Genomic DNA, 15,898 nt, shown 5'->3' on the forward strand with positions numbered 1-15,898 from the left:
GCGCCCCCGAAGCGAGCGCCAGCGAGCGCCAGCGAGCGCCAGCGAGCGCAGGGGGCGCGCCCGTCCGGCCTGGGGGTTAGGGGGGTGGCCCCCCTAGTGGAAAAAGTGGCGGGTGCCGGTGAAGTACAGGGTGATGCCTGCCTGCTTCGCGGCCGCGATGACCTCGTCGTCGCGGATGGAGCCGCCCGGTTCGACGATGGCGCGGACGCCGGCCTTGGTGAGGACTTCGAGGCCGTCGGGGAACGGGAAGAAGGCGTCGGAGGCGCCGACGGAGGCGGCGGCGCGGTCGTCGCCGGCTCTGGAGACGGCGAGGCGGGCGGAGTCGACGCGGTTGACCTGGCCCATGCCGACGCCGGTGGTGGCGCCGTCGGCGGCGAGGAGGATGGCGTTGGACTTGACGGAGCGGCAGGCCTTCCAGGCGAACGCGAGGTCGCGGAGGGTGGCTTCGTCGGCGGGTTCGCCGGTCTTGAGCTCCCAGCCGGCCGGGTCGTCGCCGGGGGCGTCGACCTTGTCGACGGTCTGGAGGAGGAGGCCGCCGTCGACGCGGCGGTGTTCGACGGCGTTGGCGGGGCCTTCGGGGCAGCGCAGGAGGCGGATGTTCTTCTTGCGGGTGAGGATCTCCAGGGCCTCGTCGTCGAAGGCGGGGGCGACGAGGACTTCGGTGAAGACGTCGGCGACCTGGTCGGCCATGGCGGCGGTGACGGGCCGGTTGACGGCGATGACGCCGCCGTAGGCGGAGACGGGGTCGCAGGCGTGGGCCTTGGCGTGGGCGTCGGCGACGTCGGCGCCGACGGCGATGCCGCACGGGTTGGCGTGCTTGATGATCGCGACGGCGGGGTCGGCGAAGTCGTACGCGGCGCGGCGGGCGGCGTCGGCGTCGACGTAGTTGTTGTAGGACATCTCCTTGCCGTGCAGCTGCTCGGCGCCGGCGAGGCCGCCGCCGGCCTGCTCGGTGTAGAGGACGGCGCGCTGGTGCGGGTTCTCGCCGTACCGCAGGACGGCCTTGCGCTCCCATGCGGCACCGAGGAAGTCGGGCCATTCGGAGTCGGCGCCGACCTGGTCGGGGGCGTACTCGCTCGCGAACCAGGACGCGACGGCGACGTCGTACGCGGCGGTGTGCGCGAAGGCGCGGGCGGCGAGCCGGCGGCGCTCTTCCAGGGTGAAGCCGCCGGCGTTGACGGCGTTCAGGACCTCGGCGTACGAGGCCGGGTCCACGACGACGGCGACGCCGGCGTGGTTCTTGGCGGCGGCGCGGACCATGGTCGGGCCGCCGATGTCGATCTGCTCGACGCATTCGTCGGGCGTGGCGCCGGAGGCGACGGTGTCGGCGAACGGGTAGAGGTTGACGACGGCGAGGTCGAACGGCTCGACGTCGAGGTCCTCCAGCTGCTGCCGGTGGTCGTCCTTGCGGCGGTCGGCGAGGAGGCCCGCGTGCACCTTGGGGTGGAGGGTCTTGACCCGGCCGTCGAGGCATTCGGGGAAGCCGGTGAGCTTCTCCACCTTCATCACCGGGACGCCGGCGGCGGCGATCCGGGCGGCGGTGGAGCCGGTGGAGACGATCTCCACACCGGCCGCGTGGAGGCCTTTGGCGAGATCCTCCAGTCCTGTCTTGTCGTAAACGCTGATCAGTGCGCGCTTCACCGGCTGTTGCCGGGGGGCCTGGGGGGTCGCCCCCCCAGACTTACTCGCGACCTGGGTCACCGGCCCGGACTCCCCTCGTCTTCTGTGTCCTGTTGTTCGGACGTGTTGCAGGTCCTGCATTTCATGGAGACCCGCCTGCCGTCGGCGGTCCAGCCGTCGCGGGCCAGCCGCCCGACGACGTCGACCATCAGGCGGCGTTCCACCTGCTTGATGCGCTCGTGCAGGGAGTCTTCGTCGTCGTGCCAGCGGACGGGCACGGCCTCCTGGGCGATGACGGGTCCGGTGTCCACGCCTTCGTCGACGAAGTGCACGGTACAGCCCGTGACCTTGACGCCGTACGCCAGGGCGTCGCGCACCGCGTGGGCGCCGGGGAAGGACGGCAGCAGCGCGGGGTGGGTGTTGATCGTGCGGCCGCCGAAGCGGGCGAGGAAGCGCGGGCCGAGGATCTTCATGAACCCGGCGGAGACGACGAGGTCGGGCTCGTACGCCTCGATCGCCGCGGTGAGCGCCTCGTCCCAGCCGGTGCGGTCGGCGAAGTCGGGGATCCGGACGGTGAACGCCGGGATGCCGGCGCGTTCGGCGCGTTCGACCCCGCCGGTCCCGTCGCGGTCCGCGCCGACCGCGACCACCCGTGCCCCGTAGGCTGGGTCCGCGCACGCGTCGAGCAGCGCCTGTAGGTTGGTCCCCGCGCCGGAGACGAGGACGACGAGCCGGGCGGAAACCATGACTCCCCTGGTGAACGTTACTGGTGAGGTGAGGTCGTTCGGGCGAGGCCGGGCTTCACCGGCCGCTGGAAAGCCTATCGGCCCTGTTCCGCGCGCCGTCATCCGCATCGTGGGTCGGTATCTGGAGGAAGAACGTGACTGAGCAGCCGGGACAGGGCGACGGCGGGACCGGCCCCACCGCCGGCCGGGACACCGCGCCCGCCGAGGGCGGTCCCGGGCGGCAGGGTCCCGGGGAGCCCGACCGGTCGGGTCTGCGGGCGCTGTGGCTGGGCGGCGGCTCGATCCTGCTGATGCCGCTGTTCTTCCCGATCGGGCTGGCGCTGGCCGTGGCCGCCCTGGTCATCGGGATCAAGGCGCGCAAGCGGTCCCGGCGGGACCGTTCCCCCGCTCAGGGCGCGACCGCGGGCATCGCGCTCGGCGTGATCGGCTGCGTTCTGGGGCTGGTCTGGCTGGCCTTCACCGCGGCGCTCTACCCGGAGACGGCGCGCTACCAGGACTGCCTCCAGGGGGCGAACACCAACGCCGACGAGAAGGTCTGCCGCGACGCGTACACGTCGGAGGTCGAGAAGAAGTTCAACCTCCCGGAGGGGTCCTTCTCCCGGTACGACGGGTTGATCTGAGCCCGGCGTTCACTCCTGCCGGGGGTCCTCCCTGAGGACGTAGATGGCGCCGCCGCGGTTCTCGGTGCGTTCCGGGTCCTCGCGGGGCGCGGGGACGTCGCGGGGCTCAGGCTCCGCGTGCTCCTCGTACTCCTCGTACTCCGCGTCGGCCGCCCAGTCCGGCTCCGGTTCGGGCTCGGGCTCCGGCGCCGGCTCCTCCTCGTGGATCTCGGGCGGCGGCGCGGCGGCCCGTCCCCTGGCCTTGGCGGGCCGGCGGGGCGCGAGGATCGGCTCGGCCTCCTCGAACTCCAGCGGGTCCTCGGTGTACGGGGCGGGCTTACGCGCGGGCGCCGCTGGCGCGGGCGCGGGACGTTCCCGCGGTTCGGGCGCGGGCGGCGGCGCGTCGTCCTCGAACACGGGGGCGGCGAGCATCGGCGCCGCGGCCTTCCGCCTCTTCGCGGGCTTCTCGTTCTCGCCGGACCGCGCGGCCTTGCGGGCGTCGCGGCGTCGCGGCGGCCGGGCGGACGGCTCGGGCTCAGCGCCCGCGGCGGCGGTACGGCGGGCGACGCGCCAGTTGGCGAGCCAGGCCACGACGGCGGCGGAGATGCCGACTTCCAGCGTCGCCAGCAGGCCCACCTGCCACGGTGAGGGGCCCACGGTGGCCATCCGGCCGCCGCCGAGGGGTCCGCCCGCCAGGGCGCTCAGGAAGGCCGTCACGGCGCCCGTGAGGGCCCCGCAGAGGAATCCCCAGAGCGGGGCCGCCTCGTACGCCGCGCTCGGCATGGCGCGGATCGTGAGGACGCCTCCGACGGCGCCGGCGAGGAACGGGGCGGCGAGGGCGAGCAGCGAGATCAGCGGGGCGGGGCCGGCCTCGGGCAGGGCGGCCAGCGGCGGGAACGCGGGGATGGAGTCGAGGAAGACGCCGGACGGCGAGACGCCGGTGCCGGCGCCGACGGAGAAGCCGGGGCCGACCGCGTACGAGACGCCCCAGATGACCGCGTTGGGGAGGAAGGCCAGCTCCACCACCAGCAGCAGGATCCCGCCGACGATGCCGGGCGCGAGCGTGTCGTACACCTCGGTCGACTCGGGGACGTGCATGGCCAGCGAGGCGCCGACGAGGACCGCGCCGGAGGCCAGCAGGACGGCGGTGGCGCCGGAGACGCCGATGACGAGCGAGCGGGGGCGTTCGGGCAGCAGGTTCAGCAGGGCGCCGAGGCCGGACCGGATGCCGGGGCCGCGGGCGGCGGCGAGCGCGCGGGCGGCGCCCAGCCCGCCGGCGATGACGGCGACGGCGAGGCCGCCCGCCACCGACTCCCAGGGGGAGGCGCTGACCGCGGACGAGGCGGCGGCGAGCGCGAGCAGCCCGGCGAGGATCGAGTACGGCACCGCCAGCGCGAACGCGACCCGCACGACGCCCATGCGGGGGCTGCCGGGCACGCCGGCGGCCCTGATCACCCAGCCGCCGCTGCGGTAGAGGAGCGCGCCGGGCAGGACGAGCGTGCCGAGCGGCAGCAGCCCGATGCGCCCCTGCGGCACGGAGATCCCGGCGTGGTGCGAGACCAGCCAGAGGTTCACGGCGGTGCGGAACACGCCCTGCAGGCCCGGCCCGAGGGCGGTGCGCGGGGCGGCGATCCACCCGATCAGCGTGACGGTGGTGAGCAGCGCGAGCCCGATGCCGATGCACCAGAGCGCGCCCACCAGTCCCGTCACGTACAGCGGGCGGGAGGCGCCGTCGGCCTCCGGGGAGGGTTCGGGCCGTCGCTGTGTCTCGGTCACGGCGTCAATGCTGGCACCATGGCGCCGCCCGGACCGGCGCCCCGGTCCGGCGTGTCGCCTTTGCGCCGGAGATCACCGGCCCGCGGGCGGGCCCGGGAGACGAAAGACGCCCGGGCCGCCGGGCGGCTCGGGCGTCTTTCGCGGAAGTCCTCTGGCTGCGGGGCTAGAGGTTCTTCATGATGTCCCGCATCAGGCGGGCGGTCTCGCTGGGGGTCTTGCCCACGCGGACGCCGACCTTCTCCAGGGCCTCCTTCTTGGCCTGGGCGGTGCCGGACGAGCCGGACACGATGGCGCCGGCGTGGCCCATCGTCTTGCCCTCGGGGGCGGTGAAGCCCGCGACGTAGCCGACGACCGGCTTGGTCACGTTCTGCTCGATGTAGGCCGCGGCGCGCTCCTCCGCGTCGCCGCCGATCTCACCGATCATCACGATCGCGTCGGTCTCCGGGTCCTCCTGGAAGGCCTTGAGCGCGTCGATGTGGGTGGTCCCGATGATCGGGTCGCCGCCGATGCCGACGCAGGTGGAGAAGCCGATGTCGCGCAGCTCGTACATCATCTGGTACGTCAGCGTGCCCGACTTGGACACCAGCCCGATGCGGCCGGGCGTGGTGATGTCGGCCGGGATGATGCCGGCGTTGGACTTGCCGGGGGACGCGATGCCGGGGCAGTTCGGCCCGATGATCCGGGTCTTGTTGCCCTTGGACTCGGCGTACTTCCAGAAGTAGGCCGTGTCGTGCACCGGGATGCCCTCGGTGATGACGACGCACAGAGGGATCCCGGCGTCGACGGCCTCGACGACGGCGTCCTTGGTGAACTTCGGCGGCACGAACACCACCGACACGTCGGCGCCGGTCTCGGCCATGGCCTCGGCGACGGTCCCGAAGACGGGCAGCGCCTTGCCGTCGAAGTCGACGCTCTGGCCGGCCTTGCGGGCGTTGACGCCGCCGACGACGTTCGCGCCGGAGGCGAGCATGCGGCGGGAGTGCTTCATGCCCTCCGAGCCGGTCATGCCCTGAACGATGATCTTGCTGTTCTCAGTGAGCCAGATGGCCATTGTCATGCACCTGCCGCGGCGAGTTCGGCGGCGCGCTTGGCCGCGTCGTCCATGGTGTCGACCTGCTCGACGCCCTTCAGCGCGGCGTCGGTCAGGATCCTGCGGCCGAGCTCGGCGTTGTTGCCGTCCAGCCGGACGACCAGCGGCCGGTCGACGGTCTCGCCGCGCTCGGCGAGCAGCTTGTAGGCGGTCACGATGCCGTTGGCGACGGCGTCGCAGGCGGTGATGCCGCCGAAGACGTTGACGAAGACCGACTTGACGTCGGCGTCCGACAGGACGATCTCCAGGCTGTTGGCCATGACCTCGGCCGAGGCGCCGCCGCCGATGTCGAGGAAGTTGGCCGGCTTCTGGCCGCCGAAGGCCTCGCCGGCGTAGGAGACCACGTCCAGGGTGGACATGACCAGGCCCGCGCCGTTGCCGATGATGCCGACGCTGCCGTCGAGCTTGACGTAGTTGAGGTCCTTCTCCTTGGCCTTCGCCTCCAGCGGGTCGGCGGCGGCCTTGTCGTGCAGGGCCTCGTGCGACTCCTGCCGGAAGCCGGCGTTGTCGTCGAGGGTGACCTTGCCGTCCAGCGCCTTGACCTCGCCGCCGGCGGTGAGGATCAGCGGGTTGACCTCGACGAGGGTGGCGTCCTCGTCGGTGAAGACCGCCCAGAGGCGCTCGATCAGCTCGGCGGCGCCGTCCTGCGCCTTCTCCGGCAGCCGGCCGGCGACGGCGATCTCCTTGGCCTTGGCCCGGTCCACGCCGTCCAGGGCGGAGATGTCCACCTTGGCGACGGCGTCGGGGTTGGTCGCGGCGACCTCTTCGATCTCCATGCCGCCCTCGGCGGAGCAGATCGAGAGGAAGGTGCGGTTCGCGCGGTCGAGCAGGAAGGAGAAGTAGTACTCCTCCGCGATCGCGCTGCCTTCCTCGACGAGGACCTTGTGGACCGTGTGGCCCTTGATGTCCATGCCGAGGATCCGGCCGGCGAGCGCTTCCGCCTCGTCGGCGTCGTCGGCCAGCTTCACGCCGCCGGCCTTACCGCGGCCGCCGGTCAAGACCTGGGCCTTGACGACGACCTTCGAGCTCCCCGCGGCGAAGAGTTCCGCCGCGATGGCCCGGGCTTCCTGGGGAGTATGGGCGACCTTGCCGGTGGGCACCGGTACCCCGTACTCGGCGAAGAGTTCCTTCGCCTGATGTTCGAACAGGTCCACGAGGCGTCCTTAAACGGATCGACAGCCAATGACCGCTCAAGTGTGGTCACACGAATGTCCGTAGGTGACGGTTTTCCGTGCGGCCGGCCCACCTGGCGGTCCGCTCCGTCGATGCAGCCTAGTCTGCCTGCCTCCCTGGTCATGCCGCCGGGTCCCGCCCAGCGGTGACACTCCGATAGGCGGAGGTTGTCGAGGGGTATGCCTCTTGAGAAGGATGCCGGTTTTGCTTCCTGAGGAGGAGGATCCGTTTCGTGGCGATTGATCTACTTAACTGCCGCTATACGGTGAACAGCGGGTAGCAGGAGAGAGAGGCGCCGGTGGCCGATGATCGAATCGGGTCCCCGCGACGGGGGACGTTCCGGACGGTCTGGCGCGTCACGGCGCTGCTGCTCGTCGCCACACTGGTCGCCACCTGCGGCGCCACGCTCCCCGACCAGGGCCGGCCCGGCTGGGGCGGGGCCGGGTTGATCGGGGGCGGCGGCTGGCCGTTCGCCGGCGACCCGGTGTCCCGCGAGGACGCCGCCGGCGCCGCGTACATCCCCGGCAGCTCCGTCCTCCGGCTCAAGGACGGCCGCGTGCAGCTCGTCCCGTTCGGGGCCGAGAGCGCCATCACGGTCGACGCCGACGATCCGCGCGTGGCGGCCGCCGTACGGTCCGACCAGGCGTGGCTGGCGCGCGGCACCGTACCGGACGGCGGGGCGGCCGTACCGGAGGAGAAGCGGGCCGTCTACGAGGAGATGGCCTCGCGCGCGCTGCTCGACCTGCGGCTGCTCACGCGCCCCAACGGGGCGTCCCAGGCGTCCTGGTACGGGGCGTGGCGCTACGCCTGGCCGCGCGACTCGGCCTTCACGGCGGCGGCGTTCGTCATGGCGGGGCACAACAGCGAGGCGCGGCGGGTGCTGCGGTTCCTCGCCCGCGTGCAGACCGACGAGGGGCTCTGGGCGGCCCGCTACCACCCCGACGGCACCGCCGTGGTGGACGGCAGGGAGCCGCAGCTCGACTCGCTCGGCTGGGTGCTGTGGGCGGGCTGGTTCTTCCACGCGCAGGCGCCCGAGGCCGCCGCCGAGCTGCCCGAGCTGTGGGGGATGATCGAGCGCGCCGCGGACCACCTGGCCGAGTCGCTCGACGTGGAGGGGCTGCCGCCGCCGTCCTCCGACTACTGGGAGCGCGCCCCGGACACCGAGGAGGACCCGCGCCGCCCGACGCTGGGCGTCGTCGGCCCCGTCCTGGCGGGCCTGCGCTCGGCCGCCGCGTTCGCGCTGGGGACGGGCCGCACGAAGCAGGCGGACGACTGGCGGAAGGCCGCGCAGCGGCTGACCGCGGCGGTGGCGCGGCAGTTCGCCCCGTACGGCTACCCGCGCTCCCCGATCAAGGACGGCCTGATGGACACGTCCGTGACGTTCATCGCACCGCCGTTCGCGGCGGCCGACCCGGGCGTGACCGCCGCGATCGCCGACGCCGCCGAGCGCCAGACCCTGCCGAACGGGGGCGTCCTGCCCGGCGAGCGCTGGTCGGGCGACCCGGACACGGCCTGGACGCCGGAAGTGGCGCTTTTCACCCTCGCCGACGCCGCGTCCCGCCGCCCGGAGGCCGCGATGTCCCGGCTGGACTGGCTGGCCGCGCACCGCACGAACCTGGGCGTCCTGCCGGAGAAGGTGGACGAGCACGGGGACGCCGCGTCGGTGGCGCCGCTCGGCTGGACGGCCTCGCTCGTCCTGCTGTCGCTGGCCGCGCTGGAGCACCCGCTGCCCATACCTCCCGCACGCTAGAAAGGCCGCGCTAGGCGAGGAACTGCTCGTACCCCATCTTGATCACGAGCGCGACCACCACGACCAGCAGCACCGCCCGGACGAAGCCCGCGCCCCGGTTGATCGCCATCCGGGCGCCGGCCTGCGCGCCGACGATGTTGCAGACCGCCATGGCGAGGCCGATCGCCCAGAGGATCTGGCCCTGCATCCCGAAGACCAGCAGCGCGCCGAGGTTGGTCGCGGTGTTGATGATCTTTGCGTTGGCGGAGGCGTTGACGAAGTCGGTGCCCAGCAGGGTGGTGAACGTGATGACGAGGAACGTTCCGGTGCCGGGCCCGATCAGCCCGTCGTAGAAGGCGATGGCCAGCCCGGGGACGAGCACGGCCGCCGCGGTCCGCCGCCGGGTCCGCAGCACCGGCCGCGGCACGCGGCCGAGGTCGGGCTTGAGCACGACGATCGCCGCGACCGCCAGCAGCACCACCATGATGATCGGCTTCAGCGCCGCCGAGGAGATCGCGGCGGCGCACAGCGCGCCCCCCGCCGCGCCGGCGACGGCGATCCCGGCACCGGGCAGCGCGACCGGAAGGTCCGGTTTGGCCTTGCGCAGGTAGGCGACCGCCGCCGACGACGTCCCCGCGATCGAGGCGAGCTTGTTGGTGGCCAGGGCGCTGGCCACCGGCGCGCCCGGGTTGAGCAGCATCAGCGCGGGCAGCTGGATGAGCCCTCCCCCGCCGACGACCGCGTCCACCCAGCCGGCGGCCAGTGCGGCGAGCAGCAGCAGGCATACCTGCTCCACGTCCAAGGGGGCTCCCAGGGGGTCTCATGATGCGGCGGGGGCGGCGCGAGTAAGGAGTCAAACGAATGTCGCGACTGAACCTACTCTCTGCACGGCGCGCACCTGCTGACCGGGTTAGCCCGGAACGCCGCGACGTGAGGTAACTGGGTCGATGCGGCCGATTGTCGAGGCGGCCCCGGATGCCAACAGTGCTGATATGCCTGTTGTGGTACTGATCGGTATGTTGGACGCCCAGGGCCCCGAGTACGCATGGATCCGCGACCGCCTCGAAGCCGCCGGCACCGAGGTCATGCTCGTCGACACCGGCACGCAGGGACCGCCGGGGGCGACCCCCGACATCACCCGCGAGGAGGTCGCGCTGGCGGCCGGCGCCGATCTGGACGGGACGGGCCCCGAGGATGACCGGATCCGGACGATGGCCCGCGGCGCCGCCGAGATCACGGGACGCCTGCTGCGGGCCGGGCGGCTGCACGGCGTCCTCGCGATCGGCGGCCCCGGCTCGGCCGTCCCGACCACCGCGATGCGGGCGCTCCCGGCGGGCGTGCCGAAGCTGATGGTGTCCAGCATGGCCGCCGACGACCCGTCCGCGTTCGTCGGCGTGCCCGGCCTCACGCTCATGTACAGCGTCGTCGACATCGCCGGGGTCACCGGCGTCTCGTCCCGCGTGCTGGCCAGCGCCGCCGCCGCGATCGCCGGCCTGGCCACCGGCTACGCCGCCGGCCGGCCCGGCACCGCGGGCGGCCCGCCGATCGTCGCCGCCACCGCCGCCGGCGCCACCGCGCCCGGCGTCGGCGCCGCGCGCGAGCTGCTCGACATCCTCGGGTACGACGTGCTGGCCTTCCACGGCACCGCCGCGTACGAGGCGGCGGCCGGCGGCGGCAGGCTGGCCGCCGCGCTCGACGCGACCCTGCTCGACCTGTCCGCCGAACTCCTCGGCGGCCTGCGCCCGGCCGCCCCCGGCCGACTGACCGCCGCCGTGCGGGCGGGCCTCCCCCAGGTCGTCGCCCCCGGCGGCCTCGACATGGCCGAGTTCGCCCCCGGCCACGAGCCGGGCCGCCGCGTGCACCTGGTGGAGGACGGGGCCGTCCTGCTGCGCACCACACCCCTGGAGGCCGCCGAGCTGGGCCGCCGCGTCGCCGCCCGGCTGCGCGACGCCGCCGCCCCGACCGCGCTCCACATCCCGCTGCGGGGCCTGTCCGCGCTCGGCGCGCCCGGCGGCCCGTTCCACGACCCGGTGGCCGACGAGGCACTCTTCACGGCCCTGCGCGAGGGCCTGGACGGCTCGCTCGTCGAGGTCCGCGAGATGGACGCCAACCTCAACGACCCCGCGTTCGGCCGCGCGATGGCCGACCACCTGCACACGATGATCACCCGCGTGCCGGTGATCCGCGCCGCCTCATGACGCCCGGGCGGCCCGCCACTCGCTCGCCAGCATCGACCAGATCTGCACGCCGCGCCGCTCCCCGTCCAGGACGAACGCCTCGCGCAGCGTGCCCTCGCAGGTGAAGCCCAGGCGCTTCGCGGTCGCGATGCTGGGCCCGTTCTCGGGGTCGCACTGCCACTCCACGCGGGCCATGCCGCGGTCCACGACCGCCCAGTCGATCATGTGCCGGACCGCCGCGGACACCAGCCCGCGGCCCTGGCCCGCCCGACCCATCCAGACGCCGACCTCGCAGTTGCGCAGGACGGGGTCGAACGCGCGGAACACCGTCCCGCCGGTGAGCACACCGCCGACCCAGATCCCGTAGATGCGCCCGGCGTCCGAGGCCAGCCGCGTCGCGTACAGCTCCAGCAGGTCCCGCGCCGAGTCCGGGTCGGTCACCTTGGCCGCCCACGGGATCCACGGCGAGATGTCGTCCCGGACCCGGTCGACGTGCGCGGCGAACTCCTCCGCCTGCCACGGCTCCAACGGCCGCATCTCGGCCCCGTCCCCAAGCTGAAGAGCGAACATGATCTTTAGCGTACGCGGCGCCCGGGGCCGGGCGCGGACCACCCGTGGGCAGGCCGGCGGGAACGGGTCAGAGCTTCTCGACGGGGGCGTACCGGAGGACCAGGTGGCGGACGCCGTACTCGCCGCCGAAGTCGATGCTGGCGGCGGCCTTCTCCCCGCCGCCGTCGACGGTGACCACGGTGCCGAGGCCGAACGAGTCGTGCGTGACCTTGTCGCCGGGCGACAGCGCCGGCACGGCCCGGTTGCCCGGCGACCTGACGCCGGGGCGCGCGGCCATCCGGCTCGACGCCGAACCGGAGATCGAGGACGCCTCGCGCTCCCACTCCAGGAGCGGGCCGGGGACCTCGCCCAGGAAGCGGGACGGCGGGTTGACCTGGGGCGCGCCCCACGAGCTGCGCATGGTCGCGCGGGTCAGGTAGAGGCGCTGCCGGGCGCGGGTGATGCCCACGTACGCCAGGCGGCGCTCCTCCTCCAGCTCCTTGGGGTTGCTCATGGCGCGCAGGTGCGGGAAGACGCCGTCCTCCATGCCGGTGAGGAACACCACCGGGAACTCCAGGCCCTTGGCCGTGTGCAGGGTCATCAGCGTGACGACGCCCTGGTCGGTCTCCTCGGGCTGCTCGCCCGGCGGCACGGGGTTGCCCTTGGCGCCGCCGGGGATGGAGTCGGCGTCGGCGACCAGCGCGACCTGCTCCAGGAAGTCGGGCAGCCGGCCCTCCGCGGACTCGCCGTCGAGGCGCTCCTCGAACTCGCGGGCGACGGCCTCCAGCTCGTGCAGGTTCTCGATGCGGGTCTCGTCCTGCGGGTCCTTGGACGCCTGGAGCTCGGCCAGGTAGCCGCTCTGGGCGAGGACCCGCTCGATGAGCGCGGCCGGGGTGAGCGACTCGGCGTCGGCGCGCAGCTCGTCCAGCATGGCGACGAACTCGCGGACGGAGTTGATCGAGCGGGTGGCCATCCCCGGGACGTCCTCGGGGACGCGCAGCGCCTGCCAGAACGAGATCCGCTCGCGGGACGCGTACGCCTCGACGCACGCCTCGGCGCGGTCGCCGATGCCGCGCCGCGGGACGTTCAGGATGCGGCGCAGCGAGACGGTGTCCTCGGGGTTGGCGAGGACGCGCAGGTAGGCCAGCAGGTCGCGGACCTCCTTGCGCTCGTAGAAGCGGACGCCGCCGACGACCTTGTACGGCAGGCCGACGCGGATGAACACTTCCTCGAACACGCGCGACTGGGCGTTGGTGCGGTAGAAGACCGCCACGTCGCCGGGGCGGGTGCCGCCCTCGTCGGTGAGCTTGTCGACCTCGTGCGCGACGAACGCGGCCTCGTCGTGCTCGTTGTCGGCCACATAACCGACGATCTTGTGGCCCTCGCCCTGGTCGGACCAGAGCTTCTTGGGCTTGCGGTCGGCGTTCCGCTCGATCACCGCGTTGGCCGCCGACAGGATCGTCTGGGTGGAGCGGTAGTTCTGCTCCAGCAGGATCGTCGTGGCGTCGGGGTAGTCGCGCTCGAACTCCAGGATGTTGCGGATCGTCGCGCCGCGGAACGCGTAGATCGACTGGTCGGCGTCGCCGACCACGCACAGCTCGGCCGCGCCCACGCCCTCGACCGGCGCGGTCAGCTCGCGGACCAGCTCGTACTGGGCGTGGTTGGTGTCCTGGTACTCGTCCACCAGCACGTGCCGGAACCGGCGCCGGTAGTGCTCGGCCGCCTCCGGGAACACCTGGAGGAGGTTGACCGTCATCATGATCAGGTCGTCGAAGTCCATCGCGCCGGCCTGCTGGAGCCGCGCCTGGTACATCTCGTACGCCTCGGCGAGCGTCTGCTCCATGTGCGTGGACGCCCGGTCCTTGTACGTCTCGTAGTCGATCAGCTCGTTCTTGAGATTGCTGACCTGGGCCGAGAACGACTTGGGCGGGTAGCGCTTGGGGTCGAGGTCCAGCTCCCGGCAGACCAGCGCCATCAGCCGCTGCGCGTCCGCCTGGTCGTAGATCGAGAAGCTGGTGGGGAAGCCCAGCCGCTTGGCCTCGCGGCGCAGGATCCGCACGCAGGCCGAGTGGAACGTCATCACCCACATCGCCCGCGACCGCGGGCCCACCAGCGCGTCGACCCGCTCCTTCATCTCGGCCGCGGCCTTGTTGGTGAAGGTGATCGCCAGGATCTGGCCGGGATGGACCTCCCGCTCACCGAGCAGGTGGGCGATCCGATGGGTGAGCACGCGCGTCTTGCCCGAACCGGCGCCCGCGACGATCAGCAGCGGGCCGCCGGAGTGCAGGACGGCGTCGCGCTGCTGCGGGTTGAGGCCGTCGAGCAGGGAGTGGGCTTCGGTCTTCGACATCAGGGGTGAGTCTACGGCGCCGCCACGACACTCGGGTCGCGGCGCGGAGGCGGGCGTGCGCAGTCCGGAACCGGACAACCGCCTCCGTTCCGGGTTGACTGACCTTCCTGACGGGCGGAGTGTTGGCCGCGCAGGGCGGTGACGTCCATCTCCATGATCCTGAAGCGGGTTCCCGACAGCGCGCCTTGACGTGTCCGGGGGCACCCGCCGGGACCCTTCGCGCCCCGTCCTGTGCCGCGCAGGGCCAGCAGGGCCCGCGCCCGGTGACGAGAGGTGGCATCGATGACGATCCACCAGCAGGAACCGCAGATCCGGCAGGAGCGCGAGCGGGAGGCCGCGCGGATGCGGGTGCCCGAGTCCCGCGTGGAGCAGCTGCCGCCGTTCCTCCGCATGGAGGGGGCGGCGGCCGAGACGATGCCGCGCGCGGTGCCGGTGCCGGCCCCGGCGGTCGGGCACCGGTTCCTGATCTACAAGCAGGACCCGTCGGTCACCCGGCTCGGCGTGCGGGTCGCGTTCGTGCCGTCGGTGGTGCTGAACGGGCCGGCGGACGCGCGCATCACCACCCAGCTGGCCGGCGTGACCCCGGTCGCGCGCAACGTCGACGGCGACTTCGTCTTCCCGCCGAACTCGCCGCAGTTCGACTGCGGGCACACGTTCGCCGTCGTCCGGCAGACGCTCACGATGTACGAGCGCCACCACGGCGCCCCCATCCGGTTCGCCTGGAACATCGGCGGCAACACCGACCGGATCACCGTGCACCCGCGGGCGGGCGTGGACCGCAACGCGTTCTACAGCCGTACGGCCAAGGTCCTGAAGTTCTTCCACTTCACGCCGGCGGGCCAGGACCAGCCCGTCTTCACGTGCCGGTCGCTGGACATCGCCGCGCACGAGATGGGCCACGCGATCCTGGACGGCCTCAAGCCCGGCTGGCTGGGCGCGGCCAACCCGCCGCAGACCGGCGGGCTGCACGAGGCGTTCGGCGACCTGACCGCGGTGTTCCTCACGCTGTCGCAGCCGGACCAGGCCGAGGCGCTGGTGGCGATGACCCGCGCGAACCTGCACGACAAGAACTTCCTGTCGGCGGTCGCCGAGGAGTTCGGCAAGGCCGCGCTGAACCGCGACTACGGGCTCCGCAACGCCGACAACGACCTCAAGCTCAGCCAGGTCGGGAACGAGGTCCACGACATCTCGCAGGTGTTCACCGGCGCGGTCTACGACGTCCTCGCCGACATCTACGCCTTCGAGTGCCGCCGCCAGGCCGGCCGCAGGGACCACACCCTGCTGCTGATCGAGGTCGCCGACAAGCTGTGCAAGCTGCTGCTCGACGCGATCATCGCGGCCCCGGCGGTGGGCGCGACGTACGTGGACGTGGCCAACCGGATGCTGCAGATCTCGGCCCAGCGCCGGGAGCCGGCGATCTACCGCACGTTCATCCGCAACCGGTTCGCGGTACGGGAGATCACGACCGCCGCGACGCCGCTGGCGGACCTGATGAGCGGCCGGATGGACATGGCCAACGCCGAGTACACCGGCAACGGCAGCGACGTGACCGAGGTGGAGGCGTACGACGAGCACTCGGCCAGCCTGCGCGCCGAGCAGTACCGGGCGCGGTGCTGCGGCACCATGCAGATGCCCGAGTACCTGGTCGTGGACCCCGACAAGCTGAACAAGGGCGGCTCGCTGGAGGACGACGACATCCTGCGCCACGAGCTGGACGAGCTGCGCCGCGCCTTCTCCAAGCAGTAGCCCGGACCAGCGGATGGGAACAGTAGATCGGAGCAGCAGATCGGAGCGGTAGATCGGAGCAGTAGATCGCGCCCTGCCGGGCAGGATGGCCGCACCCGACGAAGCGAGGCGACCATGAGCGATGCCGACCTGGACGTCACGGTCGAGCGGATCGGCGGACTGACCGGGCGGGCGACGGTGGTGGCGCGGTACGGGACCGCGGACCTGCCGGAACGGGAGGCGGCCCGGATCCGGGCGGCGGTGGAGTCGCTGGCCGCGGCGGGGGGGGCCGGCGCGGCCGGCGGGCTGGGGGCCCCCCGCCCCCGCGAACCCGGGGGGGGGGGGGGGGCCGGGGCCGCCCCCC

At 73.0% G+C, this 15,898-nt stretch carries 13 protein-coding genes; 5 read left to right on the plus strand and 8 right to left on the minus strand.

Annotated elements, in window-relative coordinates; genetic code table 11:
• Positions 1 to 93 precede the first annotated feature (93 nt).
• A complete protein-coding gene (purH, locus tag AB0881_RS40085; protein ID WP_366625942.1) occupies positions 94 to 1,641 on the minus strand; it encodes a bifunctional phosphoribosylaminoimidazolecarboxamide formyltransferase/IMP cyclohydrolase in 1,548 nt (515 codons plus the stop codon).
• A gap of 56 nt (positions 1,642 to 1,697) precedes the next feature.
• A complete protein-coding gene (gene purN / locus AB0881_RS40090) occupies positions 1,698 to 2,366 on the minus strand; it encodes a phosphoribosylglycinamide formyltransferase (RefSeq protein ID WP_366625944.1) in 669 nt (222 codons plus the stop codon).
• A gap of 134 nt (positions 2,367 to 2,500) precedes the next feature.
• On the opposite strand from purN, the gene AB0881_RS40095 reads away from it, so the two are divergent.
• Positions 2,501 to 2,986, plus strand: coding sequence for a DUF4190 domain-containing protein (locus AB0881_RS40095; protein WP_366625946.1), 486 nt, complete (start codon positions 2,501 to 2,503; stop codon positions 2,984 to 2,986).
• A gap of 9 nt (positions 2,987 to 2,995) precedes the next feature.
• Here the strand turns inward: AB0881_RS40095 and AB0881_RS40100 are convergent, their stop codons facing one another.
• From AB0881_RS40100 to sucC, 3 genes are all read right to left on the minus strand, one after another.
• The gene (locus tag AB0881_RS40100; protein ID WP_366625948.1) at positions 2,996 to 4,741 is read right to left on the minus strand and encodes a DUF6350 family protein; all 1,746 of its coding nucleotides are present in this window, start codon (positions 4,739 to 4,741) and stop codon (positions 2,996 to 2,998) included.
• Between the two features lie 163 nt (positions 4,742 to 4,904).
• The gene (gene sucD / locus AB0881_RS40105) at positions 4,905 to 5,792 is read right to left on the minus strand and encodes a succinate--CoA ligase subunit alpha (RefSeq protein WP_366625950.1); all 888 of its coding nucleotides are present in this window, start codon (positions 5,790 to 5,792) and stop codon (positions 4,905 to 4,907) included.
• 2 nt (positions 5,793 to 5,794) lie between these two features.
• Complete coding sequence (gene sucC, locus AB0881_RS40110) at positions 5,795 to 6,985, minus strand: ADP-forming succinate--CoA ligase subunit beta (RefSeq protein ID WP_366625952.1); 1,191 nt, start codon at positions 6,983 to 6,985, stop codon at positions 5,795 to 5,797.
• Between the two features lie 317 nt (positions 6,986 to 7,302).
• On the opposite strand from sucC, the gene AB0881_RS40115 reads away from it, so the two are divergent.
• On the plus strand, positions 7,303 to 8,754 hold the full coding sequence (locus AB0881_RS40115; protein ID WP_366625954.1) for a glycoside hydrolase family 15 protein: 1,452 nt from the start codon (positions 7,303 to 7,305) through the stop codon (positions 8,752 to 8,754).
• A 10-nt stretch (positions 8,755 to 8,764) separates the two neighbouring features.
• Here the strand turns inward: AB0881_RS40115 and AB0881_RS40120 are convergent, their stop codons facing one another.
• Positions 8,765 to 9,535, minus strand: coding sequence for a TSUP family transporter (locus AB0881_RS40120; RefSeq protein WP_366625955.1), 771 nt, complete (start codon positions 9,533 to 9,535; stop codon positions 8,765 to 8,767).
• A 190-nt stretch (positions 9,536 to 9,725) separates the two neighbouring features.
• On the opposite strand from AB0881_RS40120, the gene AB0881_RS40125 reads away from it, so the two are divergent.
• The gene (locus AB0881_RS40125; RefSeq protein ID WP_366625957.1) at positions 9,726 to 10,931 is read left to right on the plus strand and encodes a Tm-1-like ATP-binding domain-containing protein; all 1,206 of its coding nucleotides are present in this window, start codon (positions 9,726 to 9,728) and stop codon (positions 10,929 to 10,931) included.
• Here the strand turns inward: AB0881_RS40125 and AB0881_RS40130 are convergent.
• Positions 10,926 to 11,480 (minus strand): GNAT family protein, encoded by a 555-nt coding sequence (locus tag AB0881_RS40130; protein WP_366625959.1) that lies wholly within the window; start codon positions 11,478 to 11,480, stop codon positions 10,926 to 10,928. The genes AB0881_RS40125 and AB0881_RS40130 overlap by 6 nt on opposite strands.
• Before the next feature lie 67 nt (positions 11,481 to 11,547).
• Positions 11,548 to 13,809, minus strand: a complete 2,262-nt coding sequence (gene pcrA, locus AB0881_RS40135; protein WP_366625961.1) for a DNA helicase PcrA — start codon at positions 13,807 to 13,809, stop codon at positions 11,548 to 11,550.
• A 282-nt stretch (positions 13,810 to 14,091) separates the two neighbouring features.
• On the opposite strand from pcrA, the gene AB0881_RS40140 reads away from it, so the two are divergent.
• On the plus strand, positions 14,092 to 15,555 hold the full coding sequence (locus tag AB0881_RS40140; protein ID WP_366625963.1) for a hypothetical protein: 1,464 nt from the start codon (positions 14,092 to 14,094) through the stop codon (positions 15,553 to 15,555).
• Between the two features lie 114 nt (positions 15,556 to 15,669).
• Positions 15,670 to 15,898 (plus strand): hypothetical protein (locus AB0881_RS40145; RefSeq protein ID WP_366625964.1); only part of this gene is annotated, 229 nt, incomplete at its 3' end.

Source organism: Spirillospora sp. NPDC029432, assembly GCF_040703975.1.
Classification (GTDB): Bacteria; Actinomycetota; Actinomycetes; order Streptosporangiales; family Streptosporangiaceae; genus Spirillospora.

Bases quoted from the DNA above. Each gene is read 5' to 3' on its own strand.
- purN (WP_366625944.1), bottom strand. From the start codon at position 2,366: ATGGTTTCCGCCCGGCTCGTCGTCCTCGTCTCCGGCGCGGGGACCAAC.
- sucD (WP_366625950.1), bottom strand. From the start codon at position 5,792: ATGGCCATCTGGCTCACTGAGAACAGCAAGATCATCGTTCAGGGCATG.
- AB0881_RS40125 (WP_366625957.1), top strand. From the start codon at position 9,726: ATGCCTGTTGTGGTACTGATCGGTATGTTGGACGCCCAGGGCCCCGAG.
- AB0881_RS40130 (WP_366625959.1), bottom strand. From the start codon at position 11,480: ATGTTCGCTCTTCAGCTTGGGGACGGGGCCGAGATGCGGCCGTTGGAG.
- pcrA (WP_366625961.1), bottom strand. From the start codon at position 13,809: ATGTCGAAGACCGAAGCCCACTCCCTGCTCGACGGCCTCAACCCGCAG.
- AB0881_RS40140 (WP_366625963.1), top strand. From the start codon at position 14,092: ATGACGATCCACCAGCAGGAACCGCAGATCCGGCAGGAGCGCGAGCGG.